Consider the following 15874-nt stretch of genomic DNA (forward strand, 5'->3'; position numbering starts at 1 on the left):
GAATGTAGTTTATCGACGAGGGCTGGTAGTGGTCTTGGCGTTCGCTGGAGGCAGAAGGTGGGGTGTCACAAGGTCGGGACGCACCCGTTCGGTGCGTTCGATCTGCTGCTGGCGACGCCAGGTACTGATGGCCCCGTGGTTACCGCTGAGCAACACCGGTGGCACGTCGAGCCCACGCCAGCTGGCCGGCTTGGTGTAACTGGGGTATTCGAGCAGTCCGTCTTCATGGGACTCCTCGACGAGGCTCTCCGGGTTGCCGACGACGCCGGGAATGAGTCGGCCGATCGCTTCGATCATGGCCATCACGGCGACCTCTCCCCCGTTGAGTACGTAGTCGCCGAGGCTGACCAGCCGTACCCGGCCGCGGGCCTCATAGTGGTCGACGACGCGCTGGTCGATACCCTCGTAGCGGCCACACCCGAAGACGAGGTGCTTCTCGAGCGATAATTCGCGGGCCATCGCCTGGCTGAACTGGTCGCCGGCCGGCGAGGGAAAGATGAGGATGGGGCCGTCTTCGTGCGTTACGCCGCCGTCTGTCGTGCCGGCGCCGTCTGTCGTGCGAGCGCCGGCGCCGTCGCCGAGGATGGAATCGAGGGCGTCTCCCCACGGCTCGGGCTTCATGACCATGCCGGCGCCGCCACCATAGGGGGTGTCGTCGACCGAGTGGTGCCGGTCATGGGTGTGGTCGCGCAGGTTGTGCACGCCCAACTCGATCAATCCGCTCTGGCGGGCCTTGCCGAGCAGCGACAGATCGAGCACATCGAAGAATTCGGGAAAAATGGTGACGATGTCGATGCGCATGGTCAAATTCTAGAAGAGTCCGGCGTGCTCTTTCGCCTCGAGGTAGCGGTCGACGACCAATTCGACCAACGGCGCAGGGGCCGCTTCCCCCGGCACCAGCAGCGGGGCGGTGACCAGTTCGGCGCCCACGCTCTGGGCGCGGGTGAGGTCGAAGAAGAATCCGGGTGCCATGAGATAGGTACTCACGGCCACGTGCTCGCTGCGAAGTCGGGCACGGGTCACGGCACAGGACAGCCGAGGTGTGGCGGCGGAAAGAAAGCCCACGGTGACACGAATACCCAGGCGTTGTTCGAGCCGGGCACCGACCGTGCGGCAGTCCAGAACCGCGCGTTCGTCACTGGAGCCGGCGGCGGCGAGCACTATCTCCTGGCCGGGTGCCCGGTTATCGAAGCCGGCCGCGCGCAGGCGATGCTCGAGTACGTCGAGGAGTCGGTCGTCGGGGCCGAGGGCCCGGGAGACGGTCGTCTCGCGGGTGTGCGCCCGGGTCTCACGCTGCAGGTCGACGTGCACGTGATACCCGGCGGAGAGCAACAGGGGCACCACGACCGCGGCGGAATCCGGACGCACCGCGCCGAGGCTCGCCGCGACATCCGGTTGTTGCACATCGACGAAACCGCCGGTCACGCCCAGATCGGGGCGAGCCGATGCGACGGCGTTAACGAGAGCGGCGATGGCGGTCTGGCCGTCAGCCGAGTTGGTGCCGTGCGAAATAGCGACGAGAGCGGCGGGCAGCGCTGTGGAGCTCTCGGCGCTGCGGCGCTCGCTCTGATCATCATTCGGCGCGTCGACGTTGCTCCGATCGGCACCGCGCCCGAGGGTGCTGTGCGGGTCGGTACCGCGTCGTTCGCCGAGCAGGGTCATGCCGCCTCGAGTAGTCCAGTCTCGACCGCGACCTCGATGTAGCCGCCGACGACGCGGGTGTCATAGGTGTGCAGCACGAGTGTGGGGTTGGTGAAGCATTCGCCGGTACCGAGGTCGTACACCTCTTTGTGGAGCGGCGAGGCGATGGTGGGACGGTCGCCCTTGGAACCGACGATGCCACGGGCCATGACGTTGGCCTCGGTGTGCGGATCGCGGTGGTCGACGGCGTAGATCTCGGTCGGCGACAGGAGAAACAGTGCGATCTGCTTCCGGCGAATGAGGGCGGCCTCGCCCCAGCTGGGTTCCAGATCGGACACGGCGCAGGCGCGCTCCCAGACCAGGGTGGGGCGGGTCGCTGAAGCGTTAGGGCGAGCCTCGGCCGTTGTCATCGTCATGGTGGTGTGCTCCCAGGGTTGTCGCGTTCGTGCGTTGATCCCACGGTAGGCGGGCCACATTTCGGCCAGTGACGCACTGTGTTTCTTCGCCATGAAACTCACCTCACAGCGGGGGTGCACCGCTGTGGGGCTTTCGACCAGTCCGGGACACACGAGCGACACGAGCGGGAAACTGCCCGGAACTACGCTCACAATTGCCCCGCTTCGAAAGGATGCTGATGCCAGCTTCGAATGAAACCGCTTCCGCGTATTCTGCCCCAGACCCCACGGCTATCGCTGGGGATTCGACACACGCCGTCACATCGACGAGCCCAGCGGATGCCGCCGTGCACACTCCTGAGGTACCTCGCCGTGTCATCGTGATCGGTGGCGGCCCCGCCGCGCACCGCCTCACCGATGCCCTGCACTCTCGTGACACCGAACACACCCTGTCGATCGTCGTACTGACCGAGGAGAACCACCGCCCCTACGACCGAGTCGCGCTGAGCCAGCGGCTCGCCGGAATGGTCGACCTCACCCTCGAGCCCACAGCGCCATGGGACAGCGAGCGCATCACGCTGCGCATCCACGAGCGAGCCACCCGGATCGACCCGATCGCACGCACCGTCACGACATCGACCGGTGCCGTGCTCGAGTATGACGACCTCGTGCTCGCCACCGGGTCGAGCGCCCCCGTGCCAAAGATGCCGGGCCGGGAACACATTCGGGTGTATCGCACCCTCGACGACGTCGACGCCCTCGTCGACGAACTCACCGCTCTCACGGCCTCGCTCGGCCGCACCCCGCGGGTCGTGGTGGCCGGCGGCGGGCTGCTCGGCCTCGAAGCGGCCGGCGGACTGCACGCGCTCGGCGCCGAGGCGGCCATTGTGCACTCCGGGGGCTGGCTGATGTCGGCCCAGCTCGACGAGGGCGGCGGTCAAGCCCTCGGCCGGCTCATCATCGCTCAGGGCATCGAGCTACACCTCGGCACCCGGGCCCGCACCATACTGGCCACGCACGACAACACCGCGGTGACCGGCCTGCAGCTCGGCAACGGCCAGGAAATTGCCGCCGACCTGGTCGTCTACGCGATCGGAATCTCGCCGCGCGACGAGCTGGCGCGCGCCGCCGGACTGACCATTGGCACCCGCGGCGGCGTCACGATCGGCAACGACTGCCGCACGAGCGATGCGAATATCTGGGCGATCGGCGAAGTCGCCAGCTGGAATGACCGGTGCGTCGGCCTCGTGGCTCCGGCCAATGCCATGGCCGAAGTGGTCGCCGACCGGCTGCTCGGCGGCACGGCGGAGTTCACGACCGTCGACGATGCCACCAAACTCAAACTCTCCGGCATCGATGTGGCCAGCTTCGGCGACGCCCTGGCGACCACGCCGGGCTCGCTCGAAATCGTCTTCGCCGACCCGGCCCGCGGGCTGTACCAGAAGCTCGTCATGACCGACGACGCCAAGTCCCTGCTCGGCGGCATCTTCGTCGGCGACGCCACCCCCTACTCGGCGTTGCGCCCGATGGTCGGCCGGCAGCTGCGCAGTGAGCCCGCCGCGTACCTCTCGGCGGCCGGTGCCGAAGCTCCGGCCGGCGACGAACTGCCCGATGACGCCCTGGTCTGCTCCTGCAACATGGTCTCGGCCGGCGCGGTGCGACAGGCCGTGCGCGGTGACGACACGAGCGCAGACAATGCGCGTGGCGCCTGCACCGAACTCGGCGCCCTGAAGACCTGCACCCGGGCCGGCACCCAGTGCGGTTCGTGCGTGCCGCTGGTCAAGAAGATCCTCGAGGCCGAGCTGACGGCATCCGGTCACATCGTCTCGCACACCCTGTGCGAGCACTTCGAACTGAGTCGTCAGGAGCTGTTCGACTCTGTGCGGGTGCTCGGGCTGGTATCGAGCGACGAGATCTTCTCCCGCTTCGGCGCCGGTCGCGGCTGCGACGTCTGCAAACCGGCCGTCGGCTCGATCCTGGCCAGCCAGAACACGTCCTACATTCTGGATGCCGGCCGCGGCACCCTGCAGGACACCAACGACCGCGCCCTGGCCAACATGCAGAAGGACGGCACCTATTCGGTCGTCCCGCGCATTCCAGGGGGCGAGATCACGCCGACCAAACTGGCCGTGATCGCGCAGGTCGCGCTCGACTTCGACCTCTATACCAAGATCACCGGCGGGCAGCGCATCGACCTGTTCGGTGCCCGCCTCGAGCAGCTGCCCGACATCTGGCGCATTCTGGTCGACGCCGGGTTCGAGTCGGGCCAGGCCTACGGCAAAGCGCTACGCAACGTGAAGTCCTGCGTGGGGTCCACCTGGTGCCGGTTCGGCGTGCAGGATGCCGTCGGCCTCGCGATTCGACTCGAGCTGCGCTATCGCGGGCTGCGCGCGCCGCACAAATTCAAGTTCGGGGTGTCGGGCTGCGCCCGGGAGTGCGCCGAAGCCCGGGCCAAGGACGTGGGCATCATCGCAAGCGACAACGGGTGGAACATGTACGTCGGCGGCAACGGCGGCTTCCAGCCCGCGCACGGGCAGCTGCTCGCAACCGACCTCGACGAAGAAACCTTGATCAGGCACATCGACCGTTACATGATGTACTACATCCGAACGGCCGATCGCATGCAGCGTACCGCCCGCTGGATGGAGGATCTGGACGGCGGCCTCGAGCATGTGCGCGACATCGTCATCAACGATTCGCTCGGCCTCGGCGAGGAACTCGAACAGGCCGTGCTCGCCCACGTCGACAACTATGAAGACGAGTGGGCGGCGACGCTCGCCGATCCGGATCGCCTGCGCCGGTTTCGCTCCTTCGTGAACGCCCCGACCGAACCCGACCCGAGCATCGCCCTCGTTACGGAGCGTGACCAAATACGACCGGCGACCCCGGCCGAACGGGCCGAATCGAGTACTCTGCTCCTAAGCGGAAGCCGTATTCCCGTTCGAAAAGAGTAAGCAGATGACAGGCCAAAGTTCCCGCTCAGTTGGGCACGTTCCCCCCGGCCAGGTCACCCTCGTCGGCGGCGGCCCCGGCGCCGCCGAGCTGCTGACCGCGGCTGCGACCGAGGCGCTCCGGCACGCCGATATCGTGCTGTTCGACCGCCTCGCGCCGAATGACGAACTGGCGACGCTCGCACCGAACGCCACTCTCATCGATGTCGGTAAGCGCGCCGGGAGTCACCCGGTGTCACAGACCGGCATCGAACAGTTGATGGTCGATCACGCGTTGAGCGGCAAGCGGGTCGTGCGGCTCAAGGGCGGCGACCCGTATGTATTCGGGCGCGGCAGTGAGGAAGTTCTCGCCTGCCACCGCAATGGCATTGCCGTGACCGTCATTTCCGGAGTCACCAGTGCGATCGCGGTGCCGGCGGCGGCCGGAATTCCGCTGACCCACCGCGGCATGAGCCACGCCTTCACCGTGATCAGCGGCCACGCGCCGCTCACCGAAAATGAGCTGGAAGGTTTGAAACTGCTCGGCAGCACCGTCGTCGTGCTGATGGGCGTGGGTACGTTGCCCACGCTGAGCCAGGGTTTGCTGCGACACGGCATGTCCCCCGACCTTCCCGTGGCCATAATCGAGCGCGGATTCAGTGCCACCCAGCGCACCACCGTGAGCACACTGTCGGCAGTCCTGGCTGACGCCGCCACGGCTGGAGTGCGCAGCCCCGCCGTGCTCGTGATCGGCGAAGTCGTGCGCCTGGCTTTTCGTGGCGACGACGCCGCGGAAGACCTCGTGGCCCGAGCGGCGGCGTTCGCGGTGAACGACTGATGGCGACAATGAGCGACGGGAGCGGTACGGATTCGGGTGCCGGGGCTGCAGAATCCGCCGCGTCTGATCTACCCGCACCGGTCTTGCAGCCGAATCAGCTCGAAGGTTTTCGTATCGGTGTCACGAGCGATCGGCGCTCCAGCGACCTCATCGACGCCTTTGAGCGGCGCGGGGCCCGTGTCATGCACGCGCCGACCCTGCGCATCGCGCACGCCGAGCAGGAGAGCCCGCTGCTGGAGGACACCCGCACCATGATCGCTGCGCGGCCCGATATTCTGCTCGCCACCACCGGCTACGGCGTGCGGCGTTGGTTCGAGGTGGCCGAGGCAGACGGCATCGGATCCGAGCTGACCGACGCGCTGGCCGAGGCGATCATTCTGGTACGCGGGCCGAAAGCGCGCGGCGGCATTCGCGCGACCGGGCTGGCTGACTCCGGCATGAGTGACTCGGAGACGACGGCCTCGCTCGTCGACAAGGTTCTGACCGAGTATCCACCCGGGCTCGTCATTGGCATTCAGGTGCACGGTGCCACCGACGAGGTGCAGCTCGACCGGCTGCGCGCCGTGCATCAGCGCGTGCTCGTCGTCGCGCCCTACCGCTGGATCGCCATCGACGACACGGATGAGCGTGTCTACAAGCTCGTCGAGGCGATCTGTGCCCGCCAACTCGACTGCGTCACGTTCACGAGCGCGCCGGCCGTGCACGCCCTGTTCACCGCGGCAGAGGGGATGGAGGTGTATCCCGAGCTACTCGAGGCGCTGCAGACGCGGGTCTGCGCGGCGGCCGTCGGCCCGGTGACCAGCGCCCCGCTGATCGCGGCCGGGATCACGCCGATTCAGCCGACCCGGTTTCGCATGGGCGCACTGATCCGGCTGGTCTGCGAGCACCTCGAACAGAACATGATCGAACGGGTCGAGACCCGGAACGGGCTCCTGCAACTGCGCGGCTCGATCGCGCAGATCGGCGACGAGCGCGTGCAGCTGCCGCCGATGGCGCTCGCGATTCTGCGCACGCTCGTGCGCGCACGCGGGGCGGTCGTCTCCCGCGACGACCTCACCCTCGCGCTGGCCGGCGACTCCGACGATCACGCCATGGAGGTTTCACTCAGCCGGCTGCGGCAAACGCTCGGCGTGCCCGGCCTGGTGGCGACCGTGGTGAAGCGCGGCTACCGCCTCAACGTCTAGCTCCCGACACACACGTGCCGGTGCGCTCCCATGCGGCCGACGGATCGGGCAGGGGCGCGCACCGGCAATGGCACGGATATGAGCCTTAAGTGCGGTCGGTTTCTGCGGCGCCGGTTTCGGCGGCGCCGGTTTCTGCAGGGCCGGTTTCGACAGCGCCGGTTTCTGCGGCGGATGCCGTGGCATCCGCTTCGGGGTCCACATCAGCTTCGTCTTCCGGTAGCTCTTCGAGCAGACCGGGCGGCGGTGTGATCGTGATCAGGCCGTTTTTCACGTCGACGCTCGGCACGATCGCCTTAACGAACGGGATCATGACGTCGCCGGTGGGCGTCTTCACAATCAACAAGTCCTGGGCGGGCAGGTGCTCGAGGCGACCGATGGTGCCAATGCGCACACCGTCCCGCACGACGGCGAGCCCGATGAGCTGGTGGTCATACCAGGCATCTTCTTCATCCGACTGCTCGGCGACGTCCGCGTCGATCCAGAGGATCGCCTTCGCGAGCGTTTCTGCCGCGCTGCGGTCGACAACATCCTTGAAAAAACCGACCGCATGCTGGTTGTACCAGCGCAGCTCGACGAGTTCGATGGTCTTGCCGTGCCAGGTCGAACCGGTCGGAACCTGCAGGGTGAACACGGCGCCCGGAACGAAACGTCGTCCCGGGTCATCCGTGAACAATTCGAGCTTGATTGCTCCCTTGAGGCCGTGAGCCTTGGTCAGGCGCCCCACCCGTAACTGCTGGGTGCGGTCCTTCTCGCTATCGTCCACCGTCGTGTCGTTCACTGAACTAGAAATCGGTGTCGACGACGTCGACGCGAACGCGTCGACCATCGGCCAGAGCTGCAACGAGGATGCGCAGGGCCTTGGCGGTGCGACCCGCACGACCAATGACCCGGCCGAGGTCTTCGGGGTTCACACGAACCTCGAGCACCTCGCCTCGCGGCGAGTTCTTTTCTGCAACGTGCACATCGTCCGGGTGATCAACGATCCCTTTGACGAGGTGTTCGAGCGCGGGAGCAAGCAACAGTTACGCCTCTTCGGTTGCTTCGGCAGCAACCTCGGTGGCCTTGACGACCGGCTTCTCGGCCTTGGGCTTGAGAACCGGCTTCTTCTTCTCGTCAGCGACGAAAGCGGCCTTCGGTTCCTTCACCTTGACGGTGTTCTTGGCGTTCTTGTCGCCCTTGAAGATGCCCCAGTCGCCGGTGAGCTTGAGGAGGGCAGCGACCTGCTCGGTCGGCTGAGCGCCGACGCTGAGCCAGTACTGCGCACGCTCGGACTTGACCTCGATGACCGAGGGCTCCTCCGTGGGGTGGTAGATGCCGATTTCTTCGATGACACGACCGTCGCGCTTGGTGCGCGCGTCGGCAACGACAATGCGGTAGTACGGTGCACGGATCTTGCCCATGCGCTTCAGACGGATTTTGACAGCCACAATTCTCCAGTGTTGATTCGGTGTTTGGCGAACCTTGGGCCGTGAGCGTGGGGGCACACTCGGCATAAGCTCTATAGGATCACGTTGCACCGAGATAGAGGGTCGGGCACAACGGATCGCGACTAATCATTCTGTCAGAGATTGCGCACCCGGTGCTAATCGAAACGTGATAATCGACCAAAACGGCTCTCACCAGCCCATCCAAGGAGCGCCCGTGCCACTCGAATTTGCCCGATCCGCCCGCTCCACCGTGGGCATCGAGTGGGAGGTCGCCCTGGTGGACCGCACCACCGGCGATTTGGTCGGGGTCGCCGACCAGGTGCTCGACGCCCTCCGCGGTCCCGACGGCTCCTCCCATCCGACCATCACCGGTGAACTGCTGCTCAATACGGTCGAGCTGGTTTCCGGTGTGCACGACACGGTGGGCCACGCGGTAGCGGATGTCGCCGGCCAGCTCGGCGAGGTTCGCCGCGTTCTGACCGGCCGCGACGTGGATGTGATCTGTAGCGGATCGCATCCGTTTGCGCAGTGGTTTGACCAGACCGTCACCGACAAGGCGCGCTATCACAAGCTCATTGACCGCACCCAGTGGTGGGGTCGCAACATGATGATCTGGGGCATCCACGTGCACGTGGGTATCGAAGACAAGGCCAAGGTCATCCCGATCATGAACGGCCTGCTCACCTATGTTCCCCACCTGCAGGCGCTGAGTGCCTCGAGCCCGTATTGGGCCGGCGTCGACACCGGCTATGCCAGCAACCGCTCCCTCATGTTCCAGCAGCTGCCGACCGCCGGCCTGCCATGGGATCTGCCCGACTGGGAGGCGTGGGAGCGCTACGTCGATGACATGGCGGTGACCGGCATCATCGACGACGTCACCGAGGTGCGCTGGGATATCCGCCCGTCCCCACGTTGGGGCACGATCGAGGTGCGCGTCTGCGACAGCGTCTCCACCACCGTAGAGCTCGGGGCGATCGCCGCGTTCATCCAATGCCTGGTCGAGTGGATGTCTACCCGCCTCGACGCGGGAGAAGACGTACCGCGCATGCAGCCGTGGTTCGTGCGCGAGAACAAATGGCGGGCGGCGCGCTACGGGCTCGACGCCGAGATCATCCTTGGTGCGGCCGGCGCCGAATGTCTCGTGACCGATGACGTGCGTCGCCTCATCGAGATCCTCTCCCCCGTCGCGGTGCGGCTCGGCTGCCTGCCCGAGCTGCTCAGCCTCCACCGCATCATCGACGACGGCGGCAGTTACCAACGCCAGCTCGCCGTCGCCGCCGCCAACGGCGGGAGCCTGCCAGCCGTGGTCTCCGCGCTCAGCCACGAGCTGGCGCAGGGCCTCGGCAGCTAGAGCAGTTGGGCACGGGCAGGACAACCGGGCACCGTTCACACTCTCTCAGGCCGTTGGCCCGAGAACTCAGTTGCCGTGCGCCTCGATCGAAACCGGCTGCCATTCGTTCCACGTCGCCAGTCGTGACTCGTAATCCTTCGTCGCGATGCCCAGGGGCGCCTTGCCGAAGAAGATGCGCAGTGGTGGCTTCTGGGCATCGACGACCTTGAGGATCGCGCCCCGGGTGGCCTTCGGGTCACCGGGATCGTTCGCGGAGGGACGATTTGCCGCCGCCTGGCGCACATCGGCGTACTCCGCCATCTCCTCGCTCCGCGAGGCGGAGGGACCCGACCAATCGGTCGAGAAGCCACCGGGTTCCACCAATGTCACGTTGATACCGAAGCCCGCGACCTCCTGAGAGAGGGACTGTGAGAAGCCCTCGAGCGCCCACTTCGACGCATGATAGATACCGACCGTGGGAAAGGCGCTGATACCGCCGATGCTCGACACCTGGATGATGTGACCCGAACCCTGCTGACGCATAACGGGCACCGCCGCCTGGGTGATCCAGAGCGCGCCGAACAGGTTCGTTTCCATTTGCGCTCGGGCCTCGTCTTCGGTCAATTCCTCGACCATGCCGAAATGACCGTACCCAGCGTTATTGACGACGATATCGAGCCGGCCGAAGTGCTTAGCCGCCTTCTGCACGGCCGCGAAATCCGCATCCCGGTCCGTGACATCGAGCCGAATCGGAAAAAAAGTATCCGGATATTGCTCAACGAGAGCATCGAGCGTTTCCAGCTTTCGTGCGGTGCCTGCGACGCTGTCGCCACGCTCCAACGCCGCTTCCGTCCACTCGCGGCCGAAGCCCTTGGACGCGCCAGTAATGAACCACGTCTTGCTCATGGGTATGTTCCTTTCAATGGATTGCCTACACGGATAACGTTCGACGCGGGCACAAACTTCCCGCCTGCACGGGCCGTCGGGTGTCGCTCTCGCGCCCTGATCGCTCCAACGGTGGCGAACCTACTACGCAACCGGCTGCGGTGGCGACGGGCCGGCGTCGTCGCCCTCGATCGTCACCATCCGCGGGGCAACCGACGGATGGGTGCCGTACCCGTTCCTGGACCCGGCCCGGCGCTAGGGTGTCGTCGCGCTCTACGCCCTCGCCATCGCCGTTGCCACCGTCGTGTTCGCTGAAATCATCTGGGCCGTCAGCAGGTTGCCAGCATGGACTTGATCGCGGCCTTTTCAGCGGAGTCCATGGACAGCCCCCACCCGTACTTTACGTGCACAACATGCTTGGCGTACGTGCAGTGGTACGAGGCCAGCGGCGGCTGCCACTCCGCCGCGTCCCTATCGGACTTAGACGCGTTGACGTTGTCGGTGACCGCGATGAGCTGACCGTCGCTTTGGCTGTTGGCGAACTGTTGACGCTTGCTCGTTGTCCAGGTCGACGCTCCGGACCCCCAAGCCTCAGACAATGCCACGACGTGGTCGATGTCGACATCCGACGACGCGTAGTTCCAGGCACCGTCATAGACGGAGTACCAGTTTCCCGAGGTCGCTGAACAGGTCGAGCTGGTCACGACGTCGACGCCATCGCGCTGGAGCACTATCTCTCGTGTGTCGCAGCTACCGGACTGCGTGGACCAGTGCGGAAATAAATCTCGGGAGTACCCGGCCGAACCCGTCTCGGCCTTGGTGGCGATCGTGGCCAGCTCGCTGTTGATCGTGCTGAGCGCCGGCGGGTCCGGCGGGGAGGCCAATGCCGGAGTGGCCGTCAGATGAGTCGCCGCAACGACAAGTGCACCGATCAGTAGCAGGGCGGGGGGCAGACGTGTCATCGAGACTCCTCGGATCGACCGTGAATCAGAAGTCATCGATTCATCGGATTGCCTCAATACTCTCGGGTCGCGGGTCTGCACCGCAGGCCATTCAGGTGAACACTAGGCAGCCATCGCGCGACGGCCGGTTCGGAGCACCGGCCGCGTCATATCGGCAAGCAGCACTCCGCCTGTGCGTGACGTGGCCTCCAAGCATGATCTCGAGCAGCGTGGCGCCCCGCGTGACAGAGTCGCTGACCCTCCTCCCCGCCGAGCGCGGCAGCGCCGAGCGCTGCAGCGAGTTCAGCAGCCCTCAGGAAAACACGCGGTGGGCGTACAGGCGTCCGTTGACGATGGCGGCATCCACGTGCTGAATCGGTCAGGGCGTGGGTGCTCAGGCGTTCTTGGAGTCGCGCCAGGCCAGCCAGTCGGTGGCGGGCGCGACTTACCGACGCGCAGGTTCGCAGCGTGCCTCTTCGGGCAGGCGGATGCTACCGGCCGAGCATTTTCTGCAGCGCGGCCATTTCGTCCTCGGTCGGGCCGCCGGCCTTGCCCCTGCCGGGCTGGGCGCCGGAGCCGAGGCCGAACCCGGAGCCGCCGGCATCCGCCCGCATGGTCTCACCGGCGGGCTTGACTCCCGAGGCGATCGCAGCATTTTCGGCGGCGCGCTTGGCCGGGTTTCCCGACTTGGAGCCCTTCTTCTTCTGTTGCACCTTCGGCTTGCCGCCGTAACCGGCACCGGGGATCGGGCCCATGCCGGGAATGTTGGGCATGCCTCCCTTGGCCACGGTCTTCATCATCTTGGCGGCCTGCTCGAAGCGTTGCACGAGCTGGTTGACCTCGGTGACGCTCGATCCGGACCCCCGGGCGATGCGCATCCGGCGCGAGCCGTTGAGCAGCTTGGGAGTGGTGCGCTCCAGCTTGGTCATCGACTGGATGATCGCCTCGGTGCGCACGATCTCGCGCTCGTCAAAGTTGTCCAGCTGCGCCTTCATGGCGCCGGCGCCGGGCAGCATGCTCATCATCTTCTTGATCGAACCCATGTTGCGCAGCTGCTGCATCTGGCCGAGGAAGTCGTCGAGGGTGAAGGTGTCGGTCGCGAATTTCTCGGCGACCTTGCGGGCCTCGTCTTCATCGAACGCGCCCTGCGCCTGCTCGATCAGGGTGAGGATGTCACCGAGGTCGAGGATACGGCCGGCCATGCGGTCGGGGTGGAACGGCTCGAAGTCGTCGAGCCCCTCACCGGTGGAAGCGAACATGATCGGGCGACCGGTGAGGCTCGCGACCGAGAGAGCCGCCCCGCCACGGGCGTCGCCGTCAAGCTTGGTGAGCACGACGCCGGTGAAGTCGACGCCGTCCTGGAAGGCCTTCGCTGTGGCGACGGCGTCCTGCCCGATCATGGCGTCGATGACGAAGAGTACTTCGTCGGGGTTGATCGCCTTGCGAATGTTGGCGGCCTGCTTCATGAGCTCGGCGTCGACGCCGAGGCGTCCGGCGGTGTCGACGATGACGACGTCGTGCACCTTCTGCAGGGCGTATTTCACGCCGTCGCGGGCGACCTTGACCGGATCGCCGACGCCGTTGCCGGGCTCCGGCGCGTACACGGCGACGCCGGCCTGCCTGGCGACGACCTCGAGCTGGGTGACCGCGTTGGGGCGCTGCAGGTCGGCGGCGACCAGCAGCGGCGTGTGGCCGTCTTTGGCGAGCCACTTGGCGAGCTTGCCGGCGAGAGTGGTCTTACCGGCGCCCTGCAGGCCGGCGAGCATGATGATGGTCGGCGGCTTCTTGGCGAATTCCAGCCGACGCTGCTGGCCACCGAGAATGGTGACGAGCTCGTCATTGACGATCTGCACGACCTGCTGGGCCGGGTTCAGCGCCTTGCTGACCTCGTCGCCCAAGGCGCGCTCCCGCACCTTGCCGGTGAAGTCCTTGACGACCTCGAGGGCGACGTCGGCGTCGAGCAGGGCGCGACGGATCTCACGAACGGTGCCGTCGACATCCGCTGCGCTGAGCTTGCCCTTGGTTCGGAGGTTTTTGAACGTCTCGGCAAGACGATCTGAGAGGTTTCCAAAAGTTGCCATGATGGGCTCAGTTTATCGCAGCCGTTGCGCTCGGTGCGATCAGTCGCTCGACCGCACGGATGACGTTGGCACGCCGGGTCTTGATCACGACCGGGTTGGGCGCGCCGCCGCGCTCCTGCACCGCGCCGGGCTCGTGCAGCCAGGCAGTGGCGATGCCGAAGATGAGGGTTATGAGCTGCACCGGATCCCACGCCGTGTCGACCCGACCGGCGGCCTGGGCCAAGCGGATGCGGCGCACCTGTTCGTCGCGATAACCGAGCATGACTTCCAGGGCCGGCAGCCAGGTGCCGTCGGTTTCGAGGCGCGCCCAGTCGATCATGCGCAGGTGATCGCCGTGGCGCACCGCGTGGTCGAACAGCGCTCCGGCGAAAGCCGGCACGTCGTTGTCGGTCAGCACGGCGTCGCTTGAGAATTCGCGCAGGTTGAGTTCCAACACCTCGAGGAACAGGTGTTTCTTAGCGGGGTAGTAGGCGTACAGGCGTTCCTTGCTCGCCGAGGCAGTCCTGGCAATTCGATCTACGCGCGCGCCGGCGAGGCCATGGGCGGCGAACTCCGCGCGTGCCGCTTCCAGAATGCGTGTCTGGGTACCTGCTCCGTCGCGTGCCATACCTCGACTATAACCATTTCCGACACAAAACAAACTAGTTCGTTCGGTGTTGGATAGGGTGGCAGCTATGTCGACCCCCAGCATCAGCACCGATCCGCCCGGTACCGCTCCGGCGAGCCAGGCCATCGCTGCCTCGCCCCCAGCCAACCCGCGCCGGTGGTGGCTACTCGCAATCGTCGCGCTCGCCCAGCTCACCGTCGTGCTCGACGGCACCATCGTGAATATCGCGCTCCCCCAGGCTTAGACCGCGCTCGGTATGAGCGACGGTGACCGCACCTGGGTCGTCACCCTGTACTCGCTCGTGTTCGGTGCGCTGCTGCTGCTCGGCGGGCGCATCGCCGATTTCTGGGGCCGTAAGCGCGCCTTCATCGTGGGTATGGCCGGGTTTGCCATCGCCTCCGCCCTCGGTGGTGCCGCACAGAGCACCTGGGAATTGCTCGCCGCTCGCGGCCTGCAAGGTCTGTTCGCGGCGCTGCTCGCTCCGGCCTCGCTCGCCCTGCTCACCGTGAACTTTCCCGGCGGCAAGGACCGCATCAAGGCATTCGCCGTCTACGGCGCGATCGCCGGCGGTGGCGCAGCCGTCGGCCTCATTCTTGGTGGTGTGCTCACCGAGTACGCGAGCTGGCGCTGGTGCCTCTACGTGAACGTGCCGATCGCCATCGTGGCGATCGCCACCGCCATCCCGGTCATTTGGGAGAGCAAGGCGCACGGCAATACCCGGTACGACGTGCCGGGGACTATTCTCGTGGCGCTCGGTCTCGGATCCCCGGTCTTCGGCTTCGCGCAGGCCGAGAACGGGTGGGGCACCTGGCCCGTGCTCGTCTGCCTCCCGGTGGGACTGGTACTGCTGGGACTGTTTGTGTGGGCGGAAAGCCGGTCGAATCATCCGCTGCTGCCGCTGCGAATTATGGCCAGCAGGGTGCGCGGCGGGGCTGTTCTCACCGCCCTACTCTCGGGCGCCGCACTTCTGGGCGGGCTGCTGTTTCTCACGCTCTATCTTCAAATCGTGTTGGGATACACCCCGATTCAGTCCGGTCTTGCCGCATTGCCGATGACCGCGACAATCATGATCGGTGCGGGGGTGCTGTCAAAGTTCCTGGCCCGTTCCGGCGTGCGCATCCCGATGACCGTCGGCCCGATCGTGGATGCGGCCGGGCTGCTCTGGCTCAGCGGCATCACGGTGGGTGGCAACTATGCGCTGGCGGTGCTGCCCGGGCTTATTCTGCTCGGCGTCGGCCTGGCCATGATCTTCGTACCCTTGCAGAATGTGGCGCTGTCGGGGATCGCCGAACACGACGCCGGTGCCGCGAGCGCAGCGGTAACGGCCATGCAGCAAATTGGGGGATCGCTCGGAACCGCGCTGTTCACCGCGCTGTACACGGCCGCCGTGAGCGGGTACCTGGTCGGCAAGGTACCCTCGCACGCCGTGCAGTTCGGCGCGCTCGTGCGCGGATACCAATCGGCTTTTCTGGGGGCGGCCATCATCATGTTCGCGGCGGCGCCCATCGCGTTCTTCCTGGTGCGCCCGGGCAAGGAAGATCTGCTCGGCTCGGAGCCCGCTGTGCACCTCGGGTAGCACCTCGGTTAGGCACGAAGGTAGCCCTGCGCTTCCGGG

General features: G+C 66.2%; 16 protein-coding genes. 6 read left to right on the forward strand and 10 right to left on the reverse strand.

What is annotated here, in order from left to right:
* Nucleotides 1–9: 9 nt before the first annotated feature.
* From trmD to nirD, 3 genes are read right to left on the reverse strand one after another with little or no spacing between them, the layout of a single operon-like run.
* On the reverse strand, nucleotides 10–801 hold the full coding sequence (gene trmD / locus E3T50_RS01020; protein ID WP_134550174.1) for a tRNA (guanosine(37)-N1)-methyltransferase TrmD: 792 nt from the start codon (nucleotides 799–801) through the stop codon (nucleotides 10–12).
* 9 nt (nucleotides 802–810) lie between these two features.
* A complete protein-coding gene (locus E3T50_RS01025) occupies nucleotides 811–1662 on the reverse strand; it encodes a sirohydrochlorin chelatase (protein ID WP_134550175.1) in 852 nt (283 codons plus the stop codon).
* Nucleotides 1659–2057 carry a nitrite reductase small subunit NirD gene (nirD, locus tag E3T50_RS01030; protein ID WP_134550457.1) on the reverse strand — a complete coding sequence of 133 codons (399 nt, stop codon included), beginning with the start codon at nucleotides 2055–2057 and terminating at the stop codon, nucleotides 1659–1661. Before nirD ends, E3T50_RS01025 begins: the two co-directional genes overlap by 4 nt.
* Before the next feature lie 218 nt (nucleotides 2058–2275).
* On the opposite strand from nirD, the gene nirB reads away from it, so the two are divergent.
* From nirB to E3T50_RS01045, 3 genes are read left to right on the forward strand one after another with little or no spacing between them, the layout of a single operon-like run.
* A complete protein-coding gene (gene nirB / locus E3T50_RS01035; RefSeq protein WP_134550176.1) occupies nucleotides 2276–4990 on the forward strand; it encodes a nitrite reductase large subunit NirB in 2715 nt (904 codons plus the stop codon).
* A 4-nt stretch (nucleotides 4991–4994) separates the two neighbouring features.
* Entirely contained in the window at nucleotides 4995–5804 is an 810-nt protein-coding gene (gene cobA / locus E3T50_RS01040) for a uroporphyrinogen-III C-methyltransferase (protein WP_134550177.1), read from the forward strand.
* Nucleotides 5805–5812: 8 nt separating this feature from the next.
* Nucleotides 5813–6988, forward strand: a complete 1176-nt coding sequence (locus tag E3T50_RS01045) for a uroporphyrinogen-III synthase (protein ID WP_134550178.1) — start codon at nucleotides 5813–5815, stop codon at nucleotides 6986–6988.
* A gap of 85 nt (nucleotides 6989–7073) precedes the next feature.
* On the opposite strand, the gene rimM is transcribed toward E3T50_RS01045, so the two are convergent.
* Genes rimM through rpsP form a run of 3 tightly spaced genes read right to left on the reverse strand, consistent with a single transcriptional unit; the run spans nucleotide 7074 to nucleotide 8415 of the window.
* Entirely contained in the window at nucleotides 7074–7766 is a 693-nt protein-coding gene (rimM, locus tag E3T50_RS01050; protein WP_241990684.1) for a ribosome maturation factor RimM, read from the reverse strand.
* Between the two features lie 4 nt (nucleotides 7767–7770).
* Nucleotides 7771–8007, reverse strand: a complete 237-nt coding sequence (locus E3T50_RS01055; RefSeq protein ID WP_134464805.1) for an RNA-binding protein — start codon at nucleotides 8005–8007, stop codon at nucleotides 7771–7773.
* 3 nt (nucleotides 8008–8010) lie between these two features.
* Nucleotides 8011–8415, reverse strand: a complete 405-nt coding sequence (gene rpsP, locus E3T50_RS01060) for a 30S ribosomal protein S16 (RefSeq protein WP_134464807.1) — start codon at nucleotides 8413–8415, stop codon at nucleotides 8011–8013.
* A gap of 214 nt (nucleotides 8416–8629) precedes the next feature.
* On the opposite strand from rpsP, the gene E3T50_RS01065 reads away from it, so the two are divergent.
* On the forward strand, nucleotides 8630–9766 hold the full coding sequence (locus E3T50_RS01065; protein WP_134464809.1) for a glutamate--cysteine ligase: 1137 nt from the start codon (nucleotides 8630–8632) through the stop codon (nucleotides 9764–9766).
* Between the two features lie 66 nt (nucleotides 9767–9832).
* Here E3T50_RS01065 and E3T50_RS01070 read toward each other — a convergent pair whose 3' ends face one another.
* The 4 genes from E3T50_RS01070 to E3T50_RS01085 form a co-directional block, all read right to left on the reverse strand.
* Nucleotides 9833–10651, reverse strand: a complete 819-nt coding sequence (locus E3T50_RS01070) for an SDR family oxidoreductase (RefSeq protein WP_134550180.1) — start codon at nucleotides 10649–10651, stop codon at nucleotides 9833–9835.
* 308 nt (nucleotides 10652–10959) lie between these two features.
* Nucleotides 10960–11592, reverse strand: coding sequence for an HNH endonuclease family protein (locus E3T50_RS01075; RefSeq protein WP_134550181.1), 633 nt, complete (start codon nucleotides 11590–11592; stop codon nucleotides 10960–10962).
* Nucleotides 11593–12062: 470 nt separating this feature from the next.
* Nucleotides 12063–13652 (reverse strand): signal recognition particle protein, encoded by a 1590-nt coding sequence (ffh, locus tag E3T50_RS01080; RefSeq protein WP_134464815.1) that lies wholly within the window; start codon nucleotides 13650–13652, stop codon nucleotides 12063–12065.
* Nucleotides 13653–13659: 7 nt separating this feature from the next.
* Nucleotides 13660–14259: a TetR/AcrR family transcriptional regulator gene (locus E3T50_RS01085; RefSeq protein WP_166784167.1), complete on the reverse strand. Its 600-nt coding sequence runs from the start codon at nucleotides 14257–14259 to the stop codon at nucleotides 13660–13662.
* Nucleotides 14260–14326: 67 nt separating this feature from the next.
* Between E3T50_RS01085 and E3T50_RS16485 the strand changes: the two genes are divergently transcribed.
* Both E3T50_RS16485 and E3T50_RS01090 read left to right on the forward strand, forming a co-directional pair.
* The gene (locus E3T50_RS16485; protein ID WP_241990685.1) at nucleotides 14327–14503 is read left to right on the forward strand and encodes a hypothetical protein; all 177 of its coding nucleotides are present in this window, start codon (nucleotides 14327–14329) and stop codon (nucleotides 14501–14503) included.
* 12 nt (nucleotides 14504–14515) lie between these two features.
* The gene (locus E3T50_RS01090) at nucleotides 14516–15835 is read left to right on the forward strand and encodes an MFS transporter (protein ID WP_241990686.1); all 1320 of its coding nucleotides are present in this window, start codon (nucleotides 14516–14518) and stop codon (nucleotides 15833–15835) included.
* The last annotated feature ends 39 nt before the right edge of the window (nucleotides 15836–15874 follow it).

It is taken from the genome of Cryobacterium gelidum, from assembly GCF_004403985.1.
GTDB classification, from domain to species: Bacteria; Actinomycetota; Actinomycetes; order Actinomycetales; family Microbacteriaceae; genus Cryobacterium; species Cryobacterium gelidum.

Bases quoted from the DNA above. Each gene is read 5' to 3' on its own strand.
- trmD (WP_134550174.1), bottom strand. From the start codon at position 801: ATGCGCATCGACATCGTCACCATTTTTCCCGAATTCTTCGATGTGCTC.
- E3T50_RS01025 (WP_134550175.1), bottom strand. From the start codon at position 1,662: ATGACCCTGCTCGGCGAACGACGCGGTACCGACCCGCACAGCACCCTC.
- nirD (WP_134550457.1), bottom strand. From the start codon at position 2,057: ATGACGATGACAACGGCCGAGGCTCGCCCTAACGCTTCAGCGACCCGC.
- nirB (WP_134550176.1), top strand. From the start codon at position 2,276: ATGCCAGCTTCGAATGAAACCGCTTCCGCGTATTCTGCCCCAGACCCC.
- cobA (WP_134550177.1), top strand. From the start codon at position 4,995: ATGACAGGCCAAAGTTCCCGCTCAGTTGGGCACGTTCCCCCCGGCCAG.
- E3T50_RS01045 (WP_134550178.1), top strand. From the start codon at position 5,813: ATGAGCGACGGGAGCGGTACGGATTCGGGTGCCGGGGCTGCAGAATCC.
- E3T50_RS01070 (WP_134550180.1), bottom strand. From the start codon at position 10,651: ATGAGCAAGACGTGGTTCATTACTGGCGCGTCCAAGGGCTTCGGCCGC.
- E3T50_RS01075 (WP_134550181.1), bottom strand. From the start codon at position 11,592: ATGACACGTCTGCCCCCCGCCCTGCTACTGATCGGTGCACTTGTCGTT.
- ffh (WP_134464815.1), bottom strand. From the start codon at position 13,652: ATGGCAACTTTTGGAAACCTCTCAGATCGTCTTGCCGAGACGTTCAAA.
- E3T50_RS01085 (WP_166784167.1), bottom strand. From the start codon at position 14,259: ATGGCACGCGACGGAGCAGGTACCCAGACACGCATTCTGGAAGCGGCA.
- E3T50_RS16485 (WP_241990685.1), top strand. From the start codon at position 14,327: ATGTCGACCCCCAGCATCAGCACCGATCCGCCCGGTACCGCTCCGGCG.
- E3T50_RS01090 (WP_241990686.1), top strand. From the start codon at position 14,516: ATGAGCGACGGTGACCGCACCTGGGTCGTCACCCTGTACTCGCTCGTG.